The 19,024-nt window shown below is 40.7% G+C and carries 24 protein-coding genes; 12 read left to right on the top strand and 12 right to left on the bottom strand.

All coding sequences use genetic code 11. The features are described from left to right. The 3 genes from IM456_RS00430 to IM456_RS00440 all read left to right on the top strand — a co-directional run. Positions 1 to 517, top strand: a 517-nt coding sequence (locus IM456_RS00430) for a Uma2 family endonuclease (RefSeq protein ID WP_287694487.1), incomplete at its 5' end; no start/stop codon positions are given. Between the two features lie 296 nt (positions 518 to 813). Continuing rightward, positions 814 to 2,187, top strand: a complete 1,374-nt coding sequence (locus tag IM456_RS00435; protein ID WP_149988426.1) for a 1-acyl-sn-glycerol-3-phosphate acyltransferase — start codon at positions 814 to 816, stop codon at positions 2,185 to 2,187. A 381-nt stretch (positions 2,188 to 2,568) separates the two neighbouring features. Further along, positions 2,569 to 3,030 carry an Hsp20/alpha crystallin family protein gene (locus IM456_RS00440; RefSeq protein WP_149988427.1) on the top strand — a complete coding sequence of 154 codons (462 nt, stop codon included), beginning with the start codon at positions 2,569 to 2,571 and terminating at the stop codon, positions 3,028 to 3,030. A gap of 102 nt (positions 3,031 to 3,132) precedes the next feature. On the opposite strand, the gene IM456_RS00445 is transcribed toward IM456_RS00440, so the two are convergent. From IM456_RS00445 to IM456_RS00455, 3 genes are all read right to left on the bottom strand, one after another. Continuing rightward, entirely contained in the window at positions 3,133 to 4,347 is a 1,215-nt protein-coding gene (locus IM456_RS00445; RefSeq protein WP_149988428.1) for a DUF790 family protein, read from the bottom strand. 78 nt (positions 4,348 to 4,425) lie between these two features. Beyond that, entirely contained in the window at positions 4,426 to 4,770 is a 345-nt protein-coding gene (locus tag IM456_RS00450) for a hypothetical protein (RefSeq protein WP_061430783.1), read from the bottom strand. A gap of 431 nt (positions 4,771 to 5,201) precedes the next feature. Then, a complete protein-coding gene (locus tag IM456_RS00455; protein WP_002761266.1) occupies positions 5,202 to 5,396 on the bottom strand; it encodes a hypothetical protein in 195 nt (64 codons plus the stop codon). 358 nt (positions 5,397 to 5,754) lie between these two features. Between IM456_RS00455 and IM456_RS00460 the strand changes: the two genes are divergently transcribed. From IM456_RS00460 to IM456_RS00480, 5 genes are all read left to right on the top strand, one after another. Then, positions 5,755 to 6,105, top strand: coding sequence for an STAS domain-containing protein (locus IM456_RS00460; protein ID WP_002761268.1), 351 nt, complete (start codon positions 5,755 to 5,757; stop codon positions 6,103 to 6,105). A gap of 292 nt (positions 6,106 to 6,397) precedes the next feature. Next, a complete protein-coding gene (locus IM456_RS00465; protein ID WP_149988429.1) occupies positions 6,398 to 7,327 on the top strand; it encodes a CoB--CoM heterodisulfide reductase iron-sulfur subunit B family protein in 930 nt (309 codons plus the stop codon). A 22-nt stretch (positions 7,328 to 7,349) separates the two neighbouring features. After that, positions 7,350 to 7,682, top strand: a complete 333-nt coding sequence (locus IM456_RS00470; protein WP_004162645.1) for a BON domain-containing protein — start codon at positions 7,350 to 7,352, stop codon at positions 7,680 to 7,682. Between the two features lie 726 nt (positions 7,683 to 8,408). Beyond that, the gene (gene leuS / locus IM456_RS00475; RefSeq protein WP_287694493.1) at positions 8,409 to 10,961 is read left to right on the top strand and encodes a leucine--tRNA ligase; all 2,553 of its coding nucleotides are present in this window, start codon (positions 8,409 to 8,411) and stop codon (positions 10,959 to 10,961) included. 359 nt (positions 10,962 to 11,320) lie between these two features. Then, positions 11,321 to 11,695 carry a hypothetical protein gene (locus IM456_RS00480; RefSeq protein ID WP_194015462.1) on the top strand — a complete coding sequence of 125 codons (375 nt, stop codon included), beginning with the start codon at positions 11,321 to 11,323 and terminating at the stop codon, positions 11,693 to 11,695. Here the strand turns inward: IM456_RS00480 and IM456_RS00485 are convergent. Further along, on the bottom strand, positions 11,692 to 14,562 hold the full coding sequence (locus IM456_RS00485) for a CHAT domain-containing protein (protein WP_287694496.1): 2,871 nt from the start codon (positions 14,560 to 14,562) through the stop codon (positions 11,692 to 11,694). The genes IM456_RS00480 and IM456_RS00485 overlap by 4 nt on opposite strands. Positions 14,563 to 15,081: 519 nt before the next feature. Beyond that, complete coding sequence (locus IM456_RS00490; protein ID WP_287694498.1) at positions 15,082 to 15,669, bottom strand: transposase; 588 nt, start codon at positions 15,667 to 15,669, stop codon at positions 15,082 to 15,084. A 100-nt stretch (positions 15,670 to 15,769) separates the two neighbouring features. Between IM456_RS00490 and IM456_RS00495 the strand changes: the two genes are divergently transcribed. Together IM456_RS00495 and IM456_RS00500 are read left to right on the top strand one after the other, a co-directional pair. Further along, positions 15,770 to 16,015, top strand: coding sequence for a DUF1902 domain-containing protein (locus IM456_RS00495; RefSeq protein ID WP_008203482.1), 246 nt, complete (start codon positions 15,770 to 15,772; stop codon positions 16,013 to 16,015). Further along, positions 16,016 to 16,213: a type II toxin-antitoxin system HicA family toxin gene (locus tag IM456_RS00500; protein ID WP_002799542.1), complete on the top strand. Its 198-nt coding sequence runs from the start codon at positions 16,016 to 16,018 to the stop codon at positions 16,211 to 16,213. It abuts the gene before it with no gap. Positions 16,214 to 16,248: 35 nt separating this feature from the next. Here the strand turns inward: IM456_RS00500 and IM456_RS00505 are convergent, their stop codons facing one another. Next, positions 16,249 to 16,542: a DUF433 domain-containing protein gene (locus IM456_RS00505; RefSeq protein ID WP_149986317.1), complete on the bottom strand. Its 294-nt coding sequence runs from the start codon at positions 16,540 to 16,542 to the stop codon at positions 16,249 to 16,251. Between the two features lie 253 nt (positions 16,543 to 16,795). Between IM456_RS00505 and IM456_RS00510 the strand changes: the two genes are divergently transcribed. Next, positions 16,796 to 17,029, top strand: coding sequence for an antitoxin family protein (locus IM456_RS00510; RefSeq protein ID WP_149986318.1), 234 nt, complete (start codon positions 16,796 to 16,798; stop codon positions 17,027 to 17,029). After that, positions 17,016 to 17,462, top strand: a complete 447-nt coding sequence (locus IM456_RS00515) for a PIN domain-containing protein (RefSeq protein WP_149986319.1) — start codon at positions 17,016 to 17,018, stop codon at positions 17,460 to 17,462. Before IM456_RS00510 ends, IM456_RS00515 begins: the two co-directional genes overlap by 14 nt. 50 nt (positions 17,463 to 17,512) lie before the next feature. Here the strand turns inward: IM456_RS00515 and IM456_RS00520 are convergent, their stop codons facing one another. From IM456_RS00520 to IM456_RS00545, 6 genes are all read right to left on the bottom strand, one after another. Beyond that, positions 17,513 to 17,677 (bottom strand): hypothetical protein, encoded by a 165-nt coding sequence (locus IM456_RS00520; protein ID WP_170915573.1) that lies wholly within the window; start codon positions 17,675 to 17,677, stop codon positions 17,513 to 17,515. Between the two features lie 130 nt (positions 17,678 to 17,807). Further along, the gene (locus tag IM456_RS00525; RefSeq protein ID WP_061430790.1) at positions 17,808 to 18,020 is read right to left on the bottom strand and encodes a type II toxin-antitoxin system HicA family toxin; all 213 of its coding nucleotides are present in this window, start codon (positions 18,018 to 18,020) and stop codon (positions 17,808 to 17,810) included. Continuing rightward, complete coding sequence (locus tag IM456_RS00530; protein WP_149986320.1) at positions 18,013 to 18,219, bottom strand: type II toxin-antitoxin system HicB family antitoxin; 207 nt, start codon at positions 18,217 to 18,219, stop codon at positions 18,013 to 18,015. Before IM456_RS00530 ends, IM456_RS00525 begins: the two co-directional genes overlap by 8 nt. 203 nt (positions 18,220 to 18,422) lie before the next feature. Continuing rightward, entirely contained in the window at positions 18,423 to 18,644 is a 222-nt protein-coding gene (locus IM456_RS00535) for a type II toxin-antitoxin system HicA family toxin (protein ID WP_149986321.1), read from the bottom strand. Beyond that, positions 18,634 to 18,840: a type II toxin-antitoxin system HicB family antitoxin gene (locus tag IM456_RS00540; RefSeq protein ID WP_149986322.1), complete on the bottom strand. Its 207-nt coding sequence runs from the start codon at positions 18,838 to 18,840 to the stop codon at positions 18,634 to 18,636. The genes IM456_RS00535 and IM456_RS00540 overlap by 11 nt, the downstream gene beginning before the upstream one ends. Positions 18,841 to 18,910: 70 nt before the next feature. Further along, a partial coding sequence (locus IM456_RS00545; protein ID WP_130758671.1) for a transposase occupies positions 18,911 to 19,024 on the bottom strand: 114 nt, incomplete at its 5' end.

Raw genomic sequence — 19,024 nt, forward strand, 5'->3', positions numbered from 1 at the left:
CGATGGCAGCAGAGAGCGACAGGGTTGGGTAATTTGGGAAGAAGAGGGACGTTATCCCGACGTTATCGTAGAATTAACCTCTCCTAGTACCGCCAGAACCGATAAAGTGCGAAAAAAGGCAATTTATGAGCGAACCTTCCGTACGCCAGATTATTTCATCTACGATCCTTTTGATGCCAATTCTTTACAAGGATGGCATTTAGGGGCTGACCAACGCTACCATTCTTTAGAACGAAACGAGCGCGGCTGGTTATGGTGTGAAACTTTAGGCTATTGGTTGGGGACTTGGGAGGGGACTATTGACCGAGAAACGGCAATTTGGGCGAGATTTTATGACCCGGAAGGCAATTTAATCCCCTTACCAGAAGAAGCGGCACAAGAGCAAGCGGCGGCGGCACAGGAGCAAGCGGCTGCGGCACAGGAGCAATTAAATGCTACTCAGCAAGCTCTGGAAGCGGAAAGACAGCGTTCTCAACAGCTGGCGGCTCGTTTGCGAGAAATGGGGATAGAGCTATAGTATAGATGTATTTGTTTAGGTGAGGAGGTAAACTGCTCCTGTTCCTCCTCGCTCAAAGTCGGTTAATTTCTCCTTTCACGGTTGAGGGAGCCTGCAATCCCAGTGTATTTGAAATCTAGCTCGACACCTGTTTGCTGCTGTGATTACCTTTTGGCCAGTGGGTAATTATTGATCAGAGTTTTCTTTTATTCTTCCTTAAACAGTAAACAGTAAACAGTAAACAATGAACTGAAAACTAAAATCTGATACCTGTCTCGGAGTCTCAACTAGGAAATTTATTTGGCACGACTACTTGTATGTCTAATCTATCTTTGGGCGCACAACCCCCCCTCGAATTTATCCCCCCTGACCTTAATCTCTTACTTTTAAAGGGATGTCAAATCTTTTTACCTCTCTGGTTACAAACTCAAACCAACTTAAGAGAAATTTCCGCCGCCAATCTAGAAACTTTAATCACATTTTATCAAAAAAGTCAAGAGAAAAAAGTCCGTTTACTGCTTGCTTTTCGTCATCCCAGTATTAACGATCCCTACTGTATGGCCTATCTTTTGTGGAAATTAGTACCCAAAAAAGCCCAAGAGTTAGGAATAAAATTACCAGCCCCAATTCACGCTCATTTTATGTACGATCGAGGGATTCCTTTATGGGCTGGAGAAAGGGTAGGATGGTTATATTCTAAGTTAGGTGGCACACCAATTCAACGGGGAAAAGCCGATTTAATCGGATTGCGTTCGGCTCGTCGTTTATTATTAGAAGGAGATTATCCTTTAGCCGCCGCTCCGGAAGGGGCAACTAACGGACATAATGAGCTTGTTAGTGCTATTGAACCGGGTATTTCTCAATTGGCTTTTTGGGGTGTGGATGATGTCAGAAAAGCTAAACAACAGCAGGAAGTAATTATTTTACCTATTGGTATTCAGTATTTTTATCTGACTCCAGTGTGGCAAGAAATCGAGCAAATTTTAACTAATTTAGAAACCGATAGCGGTTTAGAATCAATCCCGAATTCATCCCTAGAAGAAAAGGTTTTATACGAGCGTCTTTTTCGGTTAGGAGAAAGATTATTATCCTTAATGGAGGATTTTTATCGAGATTTCTACTATCAATCTTTGCCTGTAGTACCTGCCAATGGCGATGATCCAAACGAAACCATAGCCAAACGTTTAGCCAATTTATTAGATGTGGCCCTACAAACCGTAGAAAAGTATTTTAATCTTTCTCATAATGGTAATGTGATCGATCGCTGTCGTCGTTTAGAACAAGCAGGATGGGAACGCATTTATCGCCAAGAATTAAAACCCAGTTATTCGATTTCTCCCCTTGAATTAGGATTAGCTGATCGCCTGGCTGATGAAGCTAATTTAAAAATGTGGCACATGAGAATTGTCGAAAGTTTCGTGTCAGTAACCGGTTATTATGTAAAAGAAAAACCCACCGTAGAAAGATTCGCTGAGACAATTTTATTGCTCTGGGATTTAGTGACAAGAATTAAGGGAGGTAATCCCTTTTTCCGTCCCCAAATTGGTCAACAAAAAGCGATAATAACTATTGGTAAGCCTATTTGCGTATCCGAGCGCTATGGCGATTATAAAAGCGATCGACGCTCGGCCGTAGCCCAATTAACCCAAGATTTACAAACCAGTTTAGAAAGTTTAATTATTCATCAGTAGATAATTAGGGTTTACTGAAAAAGTCTGTTGGTGGAGTCAGTTATCAGTTATCAGTTATCAGTTCACTGAGAAAACCCCCCACTCCCCTAGGGTTAATTCATAGTAGGGTTAATTCATAGTAGGGTTAATTCATGGTGGGGTTGATTCATGGTAGGGTTGATTCATGGTGGGGTTGATTCATGAATCAACCCTACCCACTCCCCACTTCCCACTTCCCCGGGAAAAACCTTTTCACCTAGCTCTAGTATAGGAGATAGTACGGGAATCTGGAAAAACTCAATACCGAAAACCCTACCCCAGTCAGAGAATCTTTTATCTATCCTAAAAGTGTAGAGATAAACCAACATCTCTAGCGTTAAGAAAACTTCGGAGGTGACTTATATGGCACTTATACGTTGGGAGCCTTTCAGAGAAGTAGAAAGCCTACAGAAAGAAATGAATCGCTTGTTTGACCGTCTTGTGCCGACTGATGTAGGCGATGGCGAAAAAATGGGGTTGTCCTTCATCCCGGCGGCGGAAATGACCGAAACGCCAGAGGCAGTTCAGCTTAAACTGGAAATACCTGGTATGGAAGCCAAAGACCTCAACCTGGAAGTAACAGCCGATAGTCTGACCATTAATGGTGAAAGGAAATCGGAAATTAAAACCGAAGAAGAAGGATTTACCCGCACTGAGTTCCGTTATGGTAAATTCCATCGGGTTATTCCTCTACCGGTTCGGGTTGATAACAATAACGTGACTGCTGAATACAAAGATGGCATTCTCAATCTCACTCTCCCGAAAGCGGAAGAAGAAAAAAATAAAGTGGTGAAAGTGTCCATCAATCCTACCATTGCTCAATGATGTAGCACTCATTGTCCGGTCTTGAGCAAAAAGGTTAACCTAGTCTGATGAAACCAAAGCGGGAGTATCAAATCATACTTCCGCTTTTAGCTTCCGAAACCTTTAACTTAAAACTTCTAACACTGCTTGGGGTGATAATTTATCTTTAAACCAGATAACCTGAGCGGGCAGATTTTGGAATTTAACTCCAGCTTTTTCGAGATTTAACCGTTCCGATACGGCTAGAATTAGATTATTTGCTTGGGCCGATTTAACCTGTAAGAATTTCTTTTGTAGGTATTCTGGTCGCCAATAACCAACAATTTCCAGGAGAAAAACGCGACCATCGGGATGCACTAAACGGAAATCGGGAATCATCACCCCTCCGGGTAAAGGCACTAAATCCACTTCCCTTTCTAGTTGCCATTCAGTTTTTAACTGTAACCAACGTTTAGCGAAAGATTCCTCTAACATACTATCGTAGGGTTTACCCGGGGAATAGTGGGACACCAGACCACAGTTATCCTCTAAATTGAACTGTTGTTTTTTAATAGTTCCTGTGTAGGAATCTTTGTACTGTAATTGTGCCTTCAGATTCCAGTGAGTAACATGGAGTAAGGCAGGGATTAATTTAGCGATTTCAATGCCATAACGACTATTAGCTTTAAATAAACTGGTGGGACCATCGATAGTAATAGTAAATCCCGTGTCGGCATCCCCTTCAATATAAGTCATTAAACGAAATAGTTTTAGATAGCGAAAGAGATATTTATATTCCCCCGGATCGTTGCGGTGGACGTTGATAATTAAATAACTGGCCCGATAAAAAATACCTTGAATTTGCGAGAGGTTAAAACGATGAATTAAGTTTTCGGGGGTGGGAGCATCAAATTGAGTGAGAATTTTATTCTCTGCTAAATCAGCATAGAGTCCTTTTTCTAGAGCTACTGGCAAAATTTCTTGATTTAATTCTTGGCTGAGTTGCTGGGCAATTGTTTGAAGAATTAGCGATCGATTTTGGGGAATAGGAACAAAGTTAGCCGCTTGTTCAAAAACTCTTTTTCTTAATTCCTGCGGTTCTAAGGGACTAATAATCTCAAAGGTGGCAAAATGATTGGTTAATAGGTGAGCAAATCCCCGTTTAATTTTATAATCGGGACTGTCTCCCTCCAAGATTAGGAGTTTTTGGCTTAATTCTCCCTTAGTTTGACCGATACTTTCCTGAAAACAGGTGATTTGTTCTTGAGCGATCATCAGATAATCAGGAGCGATCGGTAAGCGTTTGGGAATAATTGTCTCGCCATTTTGACGGGAAATCAATAAATCGGTCGGTAACATGGCAAGCTAGAGAAGAATAATCAGATGGGGAGAGGTGGGACGACAAGGAAAGGTCGAAACCCCAAAAATCCCCCGATTCTAACTATTTTGGTCGAGATAACGCTCTAAATCTTCGATTACACGGGTTAATTCTGCTTCTGTGGTTAAGCGTAGGCGATCGTCACGAACCGTTAACAAAACTTTAGCCGAAAAAGGACTCGGATAAATATTGGGATTACAAAACACTTCCAGAAACACATCACCAGTGTGCTGATATTCCAGCGGTTTTTGGGGTTGGGGTTTACCCCCACTAGAGGCATTACTGGCGATCGCTTTCAGGCGATCAAGTAAAATATTAATTTCCCTTTGCAAATCCAGAGCAGCACTGGGACTGAAACGAAAAGTAACGGAACCTTGCAAGAGATTAAGAGTTAAAGGAATCATGGAAAAAATCAGGTTAAGAGAAAGCCTGAAGTCAATTATATTAATTTGGGGAAATTTGGGGAAATTGGGTTTTGGGGGATTGTTCAGTCATCAGTCATCAGTCAGGATCTTCGTTACTAGGTCCGGAGTGAACTGAAAACTCACCACTGATAACTCACCACTGATAACTCACCACTGATAACTGATAACTGATAACTGATAACTGATAACTGAAGAACGTAGGTTGGGTTGAAGCATGAAACCCAACGCCTAGGTTCGGTTCGATCGGGTGATCGCTAAATGTCTTTCTATATAATGGTTTCATCCCTTATAACCCCGTCCATTGCATAACAGGAACCGAAAGGCCATCAGTGAACTGAAAACTCACCACTGATAACTGATAACTGATAACTGATAACTGATCACTGATAACTGATCACTGATCACTGAATTTACCGACGGGGAACGAGATTAATCCGGCCCTCGTCCATTTCATCCATGAGTAACTCTAGGGCCTCGTAATCCACATCGGAAACGTAGCCAAGACGAGCGAGGAGTTCATTAATTCCGTTTTCGATTTCTGGCGTGATTTGACGATAATATAGGGCTTGTTCCACTAATTGGCGGATAGTCGGCTGGGTATCCACAATTTCCTTACTCTAGTTCAATAAATCTAGTTTCTGTATCCTGCTTTACTTTATTTCAGCAAAAATACCAGTATAATTCTGGTTCATCATCAGTCATTCGGGATTAGAGCTTAAACCTAACGACTTTCCCCTGGTATTCGCCCTAATAAGCCTTGATCACTGTTCCTCTTTACTCCCTGGATCATCAGGTTAACCTAAAAGTGGTTCCTTCCCACAGGGGAAAGATTAAAAAAAGATTAATCTTTTCAGGAGAGAGGAAATTTATCAAGACCGGGGTTGCAAAATCAGAAAGTTAGGACATAATAGCGGTATCTGATCTCCAGTTAAAAGGTTCATTTATGAATTTCAAAGCCCAGCCATGAAAAGTCCTGTAAAAGTCCCGGAAATTGCTCTATTTGAGCCAAACGGCTATATTACCGCCGCTAACGTCCTAGAATTTCAAGAGCAGCTCACCAATCTGGTTAACCAGAGTCGCTCTATCACTTTTCTCGTGGATATGAGTAGGGTGGAATTCCTCGACAGCGCTGGATTAATGGCTTTAGTTACTGCCTTTCGTCTGGCTCAAAGTCAAGAAAAATCCTTCAATATCTGTTCTATTCCACCTTCAGTCAAGATTATCTTTGAATTAACCCAACTCGATCGGGTTCTCTCGGTTTTCCCTAGCCGTGCTGACTTTGATGCTGTTATCACCCTCCCTCAAGCGGCGTAAGCAGACAAAATAGGGTTTCTGGCCGTAATTTCTCGGCTGCACTCTCAATTCTACCGGTAAATCACCTCTTGACCGGACAGATTGCCATTGGTACAACCGACTCCTCAAAACAACAATTTTTCTCAAGGAGAGGCATTATACTGTTGAGATGGCTCTCCTCGTTTTTGGATATTATTTCGGGGGGCAAACTAGCATACACTTGTTGGGAGCAGCTCACAAAAGGGTGTCTATTAAGAAATTCCATGACTTTAGTGATGACAGAGGGGAAGGGGGCCAAGATGGTAGATAGGTAATGAGTAGTAATTTCCTAGAATCCATGACAGTCAAAAATCTCCAGTATGCTTATTTTCCCGGTTGTGTCGCCCAAGGTGCCTGTCGGGAACTATATCTATCCACGGCAGCCCTGACGGAAGCTTTGGGGATTAATTTGGTCGAACTCAAAAAAGCTGCCTGTTGTGGTTCGGGAACTTATAAGGAAGATTCGCAACTATTGGAAGATGCCGTCAATGCGCGCAATATTGCCCTAGCGGAAGCCCTCAATTTACCCCTGTTGACTCACTGTAGCACCTGTCAAGGAGTGATCGGTCATGTGGATGAGCGCTTGAAGGAAGCAAAGCATAATAATCCCAATTATGTTGAGGAAGTTAATAATTATTTACAGAAAGAACATTGTTCCCCCTACCAAGGTACGACGACGGTTAAGCACCTACTCTGGGCAATTGTGGGCGATTATGGCTTAGATAATCTGGCGGCCAAGGTGGTTCGTCCCTTATCAGGCTTAAATTGTGCCAGTTTTTATGGTTGTTATCTCCTGCGGGCCCAGGATACTCTCCCCTACGATAATCCTTTTCAGCCGGAATCCCTAGAAAATGTCTTTCGGGTGGTGGGAGCAAATCCGATTTATTATCAAGGACGCACTCAATGCTGTGGTTGGCCCCTGTCCAGTTATGCCACCACCCAATCCTTCCAAATGGCAGGAAAACACATTTTAGAGGCCATGGCAGCGGGGGCCGATTGTTTAGTCACCCCTTGTCCTTTATGCCATCTTAATCTTGATTCCCGACAACCGGAAGTGGCAAAAGCGATCGGTCGAAGTTTAGGTTTACCCGTGTTACATTTTTCCCAATTAGTCGCTTTAGCGGTGGGAGTCAGTCCCGATCGTTTAGGATTAGATCGACACATCGTTTCCACCAAATCCCTCTTAAAGAAATTGGGGTTTTAGAACTCAATCAGGAGTGTTAGCAATGGATTGGTTAAAAAGAATTTTTGGCTTAGATAAACCGGCCGATGCCGCTAGTGCGATCGCAGGGAAAGCCGCTGCTGCGGGTATTCCCCCCGAAAGAGTCGGATTAGATGGAAAATACGACGAAAGCGGCCTAGCTAAACGAGTAGTTTTAGCTTTTGACGAGACACCGGATTTAGCTGATGAAGACAAATTGTGGGTCGCTCAAACTGGTGGTAAAGTTGTACTAAAAGGCAAGGTTTCCAATCAGGCGACTTTAAATAAAATGGTGGCAATTGCCAGTAAAGTCCATGGGGCAACCGGCGTCGATACCAGTCAAGTAACTATTGGGTGAATTCGAACGGCTCTTAACCTCTTGTAAAAATCAAAAATTGTTGTTAGGGTTAGGAGTCAGTCCTGATGCAACAAGTTACACCGCCAAACATGAAAATATTCTGATCCTAAATCTGGTTATTAAAAACGGATTATTTATTCCCCCTTTTGCATGAGTGCCTCTCCTGATATGTAGCCTAGACTCAAGGGATTTAGTATTACTTCCGACTTTATCGCTCAATCCAAGCTTTTGGGGGGTAGAACCCCCCAAACCCCCCGTTGGGGGCGTGGCGCCGCCCCCAAACCCCGGAGCGCATTAGTTTTTCGGTGGGATGCTTACACGCAGCTGCTGACACATCTGTAATAATTTAAGAGTCACTCCACTTGCAGGAGTACCTCTCCTGATATGTAGCTTATACTCAACGGATTTAGTATGATCGACGAATTGGCGTTATTTCAGCTTCTATTTTCTAGTCAGTAGCCAGTAGTCAGTAGTCAGGAGAATTAAGAATGAAATAATAATCAGTTAAATGGTCTATTTACAGATTTTATGCGATTTAATCCTTATTTTTGACGTTTTTGAACCCTCACAAGTTAATTATGCAAGAGGTTTAATATTCGCCGTGAAAATTAACCACTAAAACCCAGAGGGTTTTTGCTAGGGTGGATAACTCCAAGACTGGCAATCGCCCCCAGCCGGCTGCGGTAAAATGGGAGGGATAGATACAACTCAGGAGAAAAGACCCCAGTGCCGTACAACCCCGCAGAAATCGAACAGAAATGGCAGAAGATTTGGCAGCAAATGGGATTGGACAAAACCCCAGAAAACGCCGATAAACCGAAATTTTACGCCCTCTCCATGTTCCCCTATCCATCGGGCAACCTGCACATGGGTCACGTTCGCAACTATACTATCACCGATGTGATTGCCCGTCTGAAAAGAATGCAGGGTTATCGCGTCCTGCATCCCATGGGGTGGGATGCTTTCGGATTACCCGCAGAAAATGCCGCTATTGAAAGGGGAGTTCCTCCGGCAAAATGGACCGACCAAAATATTGCCCAGATGAAACGGCAATTACAACAGTTAGGATTATCTATCGATTGGGAAAGAGAAGTTGCCACCTGTTCCCCGGAATATTATCGTTGGACCCAATGGCTATTTTTACAGTTTTTTGAATCAGGATTAGCCTACCAAAAAGAAGCGGCAGTGAATTGGGATCCTATCGATCAAACTGTCTTAGCAAATGAACAGGTAGATAGTGAAGGAAAATCTTGGCGATCGGGTGCTAAAGTAGAAAGAAAATTACTCCGGCAATGGTTCCTAAAAATCACCGATTATGCCGAACAATTACTCACTGATTTAGATAAGCTTACCGGTTGGCCGGAACGGGTTAAAACCATGCAGGCCAACTGGATTGGTAAATCGGTAGGTGCTTATTTAGAATTTCCTCTTGTTAATTCCCCAGAAAAAATTGCCGTTTTTACCACTCGTCCCGATACGGTTTATGGAGTCACTTATGTGGTACTTGCTCCCGAACATCCCTTAACTTTACAAGTTACCACTCCCGAACAAAAATCGGCCGTAGAAACTTTTATTCAAGAGATAGCCAGCGAAAGCGAATTAGAAAGAACTGCCGAAGATAAACCCAAACGCGGTATTAAAACCGGAGGACTGGCAATTAATCCTTTTACCGGTGAAGAAATTCCGATTTTAATTGCTGATTATGTCCTCTACGAATACGGGACGGGGGCAGTGATGGGAGTCCCGGCTCACGACAGTCGCGATTTTAAATTTGCTCGGGAAAATAACCTACCAATTAAGATAGTTATTACTCCAGAAAGTGGCGAAATTGAGTTAAAAGAGGCCTATACAGAAGCGGGAATTATGATTAATTCCGCTCAATTTAATGGACTTAATTCTACAGCAGGAAAAACCGCTATTATTGATTATGCCACTGCCCAAGGTTACGGCAAAGCTAGAATACAATATCGCCTCCGGGATTGGTTAATTTCCCGTCAAAGATATTGGGGTTGTCCGATTCCAGTTATCCACTGTCCTAACTGTGGAACCGTGCCAGTACCTATCGATAATTTACCCGTTACTTTACCGGAAAATGTCGAATTTAGCGGTCGAGGTGCTTCTCCTTTAGCCAAATTAGAAGACTGGGTAAATGTGGATTGTCCTCGCTGTGGAACTCCCGCAAAACGGGAAACAGACACCATGGATACTTTCATCGATTCTAGTTGGTATTTCCTCCGTTATACCGATGCTAAAAATGAAGATATACCCTTTCAATTTGAGAAGGTTAATGATTGGATGCCCGTGGATCAATACGTCGGAGGAATCGAACACGCTATCCTACATTTACTCTATTCTCGTTTCTTTACCAAAGTTTTAAGAGACCGAGGTTTAGTTAATGTCGATGAACCTTTTAACCGTCTATTAACCCAGGGAATGGTACAGGGATTAACCTACAAAAATCCCGAAACTGGCAAATATGTCCCCGCAGAAAATGTTATCTATAAAGAGGATAAATATTGCGATAAAGACACGGGAGAAGTTCTATCTTTCTTCTTTGAAAAAATGTCTAAGTCGAAATATAACGGCGTTGATCCTCTAAAAGTCCTCGAAAAATATGGGGCCGATACTGCCCGAATGTTTATACTTTTTACCGCACCCCCAGAAAAAGATTTACAGTGGGATGATGCGGGGGTAGAAGGACAATTTCGCTTTCTTAATCGGGTGTGGCGTTTAGTCAGCGAATATATTGAAAATAAACCCAAGCAAGTCAAAAAAATAGAGACTTTCTCGAAAACTGACAAAGATTTAAGACGGGCAATTCACACCGCTATTAAAGAAATCTCCGAGGATTTAGAAGGAGATTATCAATTTAATACCGCCATTTCCGAATTAATGAAACTCAGTAACGCTTTAGGGGATAATAAGTGTTTTGCATCCCCCATTTATCGGGAAGGAATCGAAACCCTATTAATCTTACTTTCCCTTTTTGCCCCCCATCTTAGCGAGGAATTATGGCAAGCTTTAGGCCATAGCCAATCAATTCACCTGCAACCCTGGCCAAAAGTTGATCCCACTGCCCTGATTGTGGACGAGATTACCCTTGTCATCCAAATTTTGGGAAAAACCAGAGGCACGATACAAGTTCCCGCTAGTGCCGATAAAAGCACCCTAGAAACCCTCGCCCTGGAATCAGAAATCGCCCAACGTTATTTAGAGGGTAAGGAAATCAAAAAAGTGATTGTTGTCCCGGGCAAATTAGTTAATTTTGTCGTGGTTTAAATGACAGCAATTATCACAATGGTAGGGAATTAAGAACCTTTTCAGTTATCAGTAACCAGTTAGATTAACACTTTCTATGAAAAACTATCGATAGATGATAAAATATACAATTAGCATTGTCTGTAAATAGGGTTTGCTGAATAAATATGAAATGTAGGCGAGGTAAGGACTTTAGGGCCTTTCTCGCAAAACCTTGCACCTGTTTTGCGAGAATCGTGGTTCAAAACCTTGCCTCTTCATCAGCGATCCCATCCTGTAGGGGCGAAGCATTCGGATAGGAAATCTAAGGTTTCAGCGATAGGTTATTGCCCGAATGCTTCGCCCCTACTTTTTCAGCAAACCCTAAATAAGAACAACCTATGAATATTGAATCAACTAAAGTTACTCCTGAAGAAATTGCCCAGTTTCGCGCTGAATTGGTAGATAATCTAAGTGCGATTGCTGCTTTGGATGCGATTGATGAGTGCGACGGTTATCTCAAGTATGCTATACCCTTACTGCTAATGCGAGAAACTGGTACAGAACCAGATAGATCTATCGGTGATTTACTGAAAAAATGCCGCCAATTTATCTGTCAAGAGGAAGTTAGAGAAGCTTTGGAATCTGGAATGATTGCACCAGCAATAGAACCAATTTCTATGGGTGCTGGTATTCCTCCAGGTGTGGCAACAGCTATCGGTATTTGTGCTTTTAAGTTGGGTATGAAAAAGGTTTGTGCTAATCTTGAAACTTAAATCCCTGTAGCGATAAAACCTGCCCAGTAATAAGGACTTATAAAAGGATGTGGTTTGCGCTGTTTTATTGGTTTCAATGATTCTTTATATAGTGGACGCTGTTCTGGTTGCAATAAGGCAAGATGTTTGTCCATTTGTGGCTGATATTGCTCTAGAAATTTGTCCAATTCCTCAATAGTTAAATTCTGTAACCAGTTTTGAGCTTGTTTTAAAGCAACTGGTACAGAAACTTGCTGATTCTCATCAAATAAAATCTCATATAATTTAATCATCAAGAAGGAGGTTGATAGGTCATCAACTGTCCATAAACTACTGACAACGCTGGGACTTCCCGCAAACAGAAAACCACTGGGTAAACCGATATATTCATCACTGATAGAGTTTATATCAATCATGCCAGTTTCGCAGGCAGAAAGGGTGACAAGGCGACATTTATTCAAGCGCAGTTCAAAGATTTCGCCTAATGTTAAGGATTCTTTATTGGCTAATAATAAGGCGGATTCTAGGGGATTAGCTGGGTTAAAGCCTCCATGACAGGAGAAGTGATAGCAGTGGTTATCTGAGGATTTGAGATGGGGAAGAACAGCATTTTTAGTGGCGTTATCTTTAGTGATAACTTGAGGTTCAGTAAAGAAAGTTGAGAGGATATTAACTTCTAAGTCAGTGTAAAATAAGTCTTTGGTGGGGTTTTGAATAGCGAACAGTTTATTAAAGTCGGAATGGTGAAAAGTTTGGGAGATTTTTTGCAAGATTTGACAACTAGGGGCATATTGTATATTGTATTTATCCTGTAAAATTTGGTTTTTGTTAATCGGGAAAGCGTGAATAGGGAGAATATGCAGAAACAAATGGGGAATAATAATTAACCGTTGACAAGTATCGGGAATAAGGGCAAGAATATCATTAATATGTAGAGTATCAGCAAAAGTCTGTAAGAGGTTAGACAGTTGATTTCTCCATTCTTGCTTGCCATTTTCGGAGTCGTAAAGCTGTCGATAATTACTGAAGGTATCAAAGAATTGCTTTATATCATCTTCGGAAGATTGCCAAACTTTAACCTCTCCCTCAGCAGACACGACAAAAGCGAGTATTTTCTCCCCTGTAATGTACCATTGGAGCAGACAAGTTTCGGCATCAGTTAAAGCCTGAATCTCTGTAAATGCGATCGGCTCAACTTTTTGAGTGAGGCTAAAGAGAGTATCTTTAATTTCTCTTGCAATAAAATTATCTAAGTCTTGTTGATAGTCTTTCAGGTAACTATGATCTTGAACGTAGGGAGTTAAGTTATCACGACTCATTAAATTCTGGTTAATACTTTGATGTTGTAAGCGAATTTGCTCGTTAACCACTCTTTGTTTTAATTCATTTAATTGGGCGATAATTTCTTGACTAACGCCTTGGGGGTGTAGGTTTTTTTGGGTGATTAATTCTACCAGATTACGCCCTTTACTGCGTTCGATATATTCTAATGCCTTCTCAGGCTGATTAAGGTTAAGATAAGCTTGCACGATGCGATGGAAAACATCAATAGCATTGGATAAAACCTCTTGACGATCTTGCGGGTTTAATGCTTCTAAGCGGGCATTTTCGACAGCTTCAATAGCGCGGTGACAGGCTTCTGTTGCTTGTTGCCATTGTTTTTGATCATAATGTAGGATGCCTAAATTTTGGGCGGTTTGTAAACAATTAAGGGGATCACTGTCTTTAGTATAGATTTGTAAGGCATTGTGATAAGACTTGATCGCTATTTCTAAATTGTCAGCTTTTTCTCCTCTGATTCTGTCACTGTAAGCATTAGCGAGATTATTCTGTGTACCTGCCCATTCTTGGGGAAAAGCGTCAAAAGTATAAACTTTCAATGCTTCATTGTAAGCAGTGATCGCCCTTTCTAAATTGTCAGCTTTCTCCCCCCTAATTCTGTTACTGTAAGCATTAGCGAGATTATTCTGTGTCATTGCCCAATCTTGGGGAAATGCCTCAAAAGTCCTCACTTTCAAGGCTTCCTGGTAAGCGGTGATCGCCCTTTCTAAATTGTCAGCTTTATCCCCTCTGATTCTGTCAACGTAAGCAGCAGCGAGATTATGCTGTGTCCCTGCCCATTGTTGGGGAAATGCGTCAAAAGTATAAACTTTCAAAGCTTCCTGGCAAGCAGCGATAGCCCTTTCTAAATTGTCGGCTTTCTCTCCTCTGATTCTGTCAATGTAAGCTAAAGCGAGATTATTCTGTGTCCCTGCCCAATCTTGTGGAAATGCGTCAAAAGTATAAACTTTCAAAGCTTCCTGGCAGTACGCGATCGCACTTTCTAAATTACAGGCTTTATCCCCTCTGATTCTGTTACGGTAAGCTTCACCGAGATTACGCTGTGTCATTGCCCAATCTTCGGGAAATGCGTCAAAAGTCCTCACTTTCAATGCTTCCTGGTAAGCGGTGATCGCCTTTTCTAAATTGTCGGCTTTCTCCCTTCTGATTCTGTTACGGTAAGCAATAGCGAGACTAAACTGTGTCAATGCCCATTCTTGGGGAAATGCTTCAAAAGTGAAGATAGTTAAGGCTATTTCATAACCCGTGATGGCAATTTCTTTGTGGGTGGTGATGTTACCGTGAGGAAACTGGGCAATTAAATTACTGAAATAAAAAATATCCGTAACAATAGAATTCGCTTGTTGTGGGGCAACTTGTATTAGTGTTTGTCTTGCCCACTCATCTAAAACTTCAATCAAATTTTCATCGAATTTATCCAGATTTTGCGCCCAAAAGGGATAAATTACTTGAGGGTTGGAATTTTCTGAGATTTTTTGTAATGTCTTCATCAAGAAATTGAGATAGTCTTGCGGGTTTAGGGAGGCTTGGGCGCGTTGTTCATTCATGGCGTGGTAGATGGGGAATTGATGGGTAGGGGCGAAGCATTCGGATAGAAAATTTAGGGTTTCAGTGATAGATTATGCACGAATGCTTCGCCCGTACAGGGATTTAATGGGGAGATTATCAGAATTGTATCACAGGGATGATAGGCTAAGGTTATTGTCTGGGGTAGGGGCGAAGCATTCGGATAGAAAATCTAGGGTTTCAGTGATAGATTATGCACGAATGCTTCGCCCGTACAGGGATTTAATGGGGAGATTATCAGAATTGTATCACAGGGATGATAGGCTAAGGTTAGTGATAGATTATGCACGAATGCTTCGCCCGTACAGGGATTTAATGAGGAGATTATCATAATTGTATCACAGGGATAATAGGCGAAGGTTATTAGTTTATTGCCCAGGGTAGGGGCGAAGCATTCGGATAAGAAATTTATGGTTTCAGCGATATGTTATTGCCCGAATGCTTCGCCCCTACAGGTTATTCGTTCCCGCAGGTTATTTGTCCCCACAGGTTATTTGCCCCTACATTGGTTTGAATTTATTCAGATTGTTCTCGTCTTGTTCCCAATTTCGCGGATTATCAAGAATGTATTGCCGGATTTTTTGATAAGAATTTTCATTGCGAATGATATGTTCATAATAATTGCGCTGCCAAATTTTCAGGCGATCGCCACATAAACGATTAATTTTACGACTAGAAATTGATTTGAAATTCTGCACAATAGCCCCCAAAGATTCCGGCATTGTACCGTGAGGATATTGCGAATCGTGTGCAGCCTTTTCCAGAGCTTGGTTTTGTATTACTATAATTCCATGAATATGATTGGGCATGACAATAAAAGTATCTAGTTCAATAAACTTAAAATGTAGAGGCAGTCTATACCATACTGCTTCAACAGTATCACCAAGTAAATTTCGCTCCATATTTCCTTCAACAATTTCACCAAATAAATACTGCTTTTGATAAGAACAAATTGTGATATAATAAGCTCCATTAAGCCTATAATCATAGCCTTTTAAACGAATAGATTGTCGATGTTTTTTGGGTTCATTCATAGCGTGGTAGATGGTGGCGGTTAATTCAGTTATAAGCGATTCATCGGCAATCATCAAGAGTTGGGGATTGGTGGTAAGATTGTCAGAAAGGCGATCGCACTGTATAATCTTGATTGATAGATAAGCTAATTCTACTCACTTGAACTAAATCATCATGAATCAAAAACCGTACCAAGTAGAAGCATTTTGGGATCGAGAGGCGCAAGTTTGGGTAGCAGAGAGTGAAGATATTCCGGGATTAGTCACCGAAGCTGATACCATCGAAGCTTTAACAGCTAAATTACGACAGATGATTCCAGAATTATTACAACTCAATCATCTAATTACTCTTGAACCTCAAGCACCGATAACTTTTGAACTCATTAGTCATCGTCAAGAATCAATTGAGTGCGCTGTTTAGATGGCTACTTCTTTAACACCTGCATTAAAAAAACTGCTCTCAGCAGCTGGATGTTATTTTGAACGTCAAGGTAAAGGAGATCATGAAATTTGGTATAGTCCTCTGACAGAAAGAAGATTTGTAGTTGATAATACTATTAAATCACGCCATACTGCCAATGCAGTTTTGAAACAAGCCGGATTATCTAAATCATTTTGAACGCTGTAGAATCCTCATCCATATATAAGCTAATTCTACTCATAAGAAGAAGAATAATGTAATGCTTCAAGGCGATCTGCTTCGGCGGCTTCGGCTATAATTTCTGCTTCTATTGTTTCTTTGTTAGTATGATAGTAAGTTAGAGCGGCATAAACTTGTGCCAAAGAAAGATGAGGGATTTCATCGGCAATTTCTTCAGGACTATATCCTAACTTATACCAGATCACTATTCTTCGTACAGTAACAGCAGTTCCCGCGATAATAGGACAACCTCCATGAATTTTGGGATCGCTTTTTATGAAAGTGCCAATATTGATATCTGTGAACATAACTTTCTTCGATTCAGTTTCAACTAATTAAACTACATAGGATTCTATGCTTTTATCACCATTCTAGCATGGCCTAAACATTGGTCGGGGTAGGGGATTGAATGGGGAGATTATCAGAATTCTATCACAGGGACGATAGCCGAAAAAAATAATAGTCAATCAAACAATCAAAAAAATCATAGTTTAGACGGGATTGGGTGCGTTGTTGATTCATCGGTTAAAATAAGAGTAATTTAGAATTAAGGATTGAGTTATGCCGCAACAAACCTGTGAAGCCGTCTTTGAAAATGGCGTTTTACGTCCTCTTAGTAATCTCCAACTCAATGAAGGACAGTGCGTTAAACTGACTATAGAATCGAATTCAATTTCCCAGCTTACTCCCCAAAAATGGTCAGAAACGGGGATAATCGCCCAGTTAACAGCAAATCCGATTAAAATTGAAGACTTCCATCCTCTTACCAGAGAAGAAGCGAATGAACGCTGGTGAATCTCAACCCTTCTTTATTGATTCTAATATTTGGCTGTATCGCTTCATTGTTAATTGTAGCGATCCTAATGCCATCCCTAAGCAACAAATAGCTACAAATATTACGAATCAAGAAAACTTGATGATTAGTACACAAGTTGTCAATGAGGTTTGCTCAAATTTAATCCGCAAAGCAGGGTTTAATAATTTACAGATCCAAAATCTACTTGAAGAATTGACCCAAGGGTGTGAAATCTTACCTGTCTCCCTCGAAACGCTTGAGTATGCCGTGAAATTACGAGATCGCTACTTAATTTCATTTTGGGATAGCCTGATTGTTGCTAGTGCAGTTTTAGGCGATGCAACTATTCTCTACTCAGAAGATATGCAAGATGGTTTAATTATCAATAATAGCTTACAGATTATCAATCCCTTTAAAGATTTAAACTCTTAAAAATATCATTTACGAGAACTACAGCATTTGTCATAAAAATGAAGTGTAATCTAATCTCGAAAAACTGCTTTTTTAGCTTCTTCTAAATCGTCATCACTGATCACAACATCTTTCCATAAACCTTTAATTTGAGTCTGATGATGAATGACCATTTTTTTTAAGGCTTCTAATTCTTCCTGAATGACTTGAATCGGAAGTAAAACATATTGACTCATGGCAAATAATACCCTTACTCTTTGATTTGAGGGATGATAGCCGAGAGAAATCCTAGTCAGTCAAATAATCAAAAAAAATCATAATTTAGACAGGATTGGGTGCGTTGTTCGTTCATGGGTTGAGATTGTTTTATAAAAGTTTTTTAAATTCTTCAATAGTTAATCCCGAACCTTTAATAATTGTTCCCATTGTATAGGCATTAATTGGATTAGCCCTTGGAATAGTGAGAATATGTTGTCCATCAGTCATGGTAATATGTTTTCCCTGTCGAACAATCTGAAATCCTGCTTTTTCAAATGCTTTAATTGCTCGTTGATAATTAATTACAGCAAGACTAGGCATGATTTAATTCAACTTCTACATAATAAGATTCGATCCCTTGATTTAATTCTGCAGCAACTTCTAAATAAGACTGAATTGCATCTTGAATATTATTGAGTGCTTCTTCTTTAGTTGTACCTTGAGAAGCACAACTGGGTAAACTAGGACACCAAACGGCATATCCCTCTTCTGTTTGTTTGAGATTGACTTGATATTGCATATTTTTAAGATCATCCCTTCCTTAATAAAAATTTGGGCAAAACTATTATTAGTATAACATCACCTAAGCATTGCGCTACCGCTACCATTGCCTATCTGGTGGGTAGATTATCAGAATCAGATCACAGAGATGAGAGCCAAAAACAATCATAGTTAATCAAATAATCAAAAAAATCATAATTTAGACAGGATTGGATTATTAACTTATAACTGCTCAAACTCATCAACACTTAACCCCGCTTGCCTTAAAATACTGGTAATCGTCCCAATTGTTACCTCTTTATATTTAGGAACAATCGCTGTGCGTTTTCCTTCAGAGGTATCCTTAGCAAACTTAACATGACTTCCCTTTTGACTCACCACTTCAAACCCTGCCGTCTCTAATTTCCGTTTAATTTCACGATAAGATAAAGGCTTAAGCGGCATTAATTTCTACCTCTATTTTTTGCAATTGAGGAATCACTGTTGCACAAGGCGGTTCAAAGTGTAATTCCAAGGCTTCTTGAAGATTTATTAACGCCTCAGTTTCCGTTTCTCCTTGACTTGCCACATCAACCTCTAAACATTGAGCCACAAACCAATTACCCTCTTGAAAAATTCTGGCTGTAAATGCCTGTTTCATCTTAATTTTCCCCCTTTAATATTCTATTATTGTCTATCTTGTCTGGCTCTTCGTTACCCTTTATGCTAAATCAACATACAAGATGCCAAGATAACATACTTCTAACCCAAAAATTCCGAAAGTTTCTAAAGCCATAGCCTCTCCGTTTTATTAGTTTAAGTTTATTGTTGATTCCCTCGACCAC

Origin of the sequence: Microcystis sp. M079S1 (assembly GCF_020246425.1) — a bacterium.
GTDB classification, from domain to species: Bacteria; Cyanobacteriota; Cyanobacteriia; order Cyanobacteriales; family Microcystaceae; genus Microcystis; species Microcystis aeruginosa.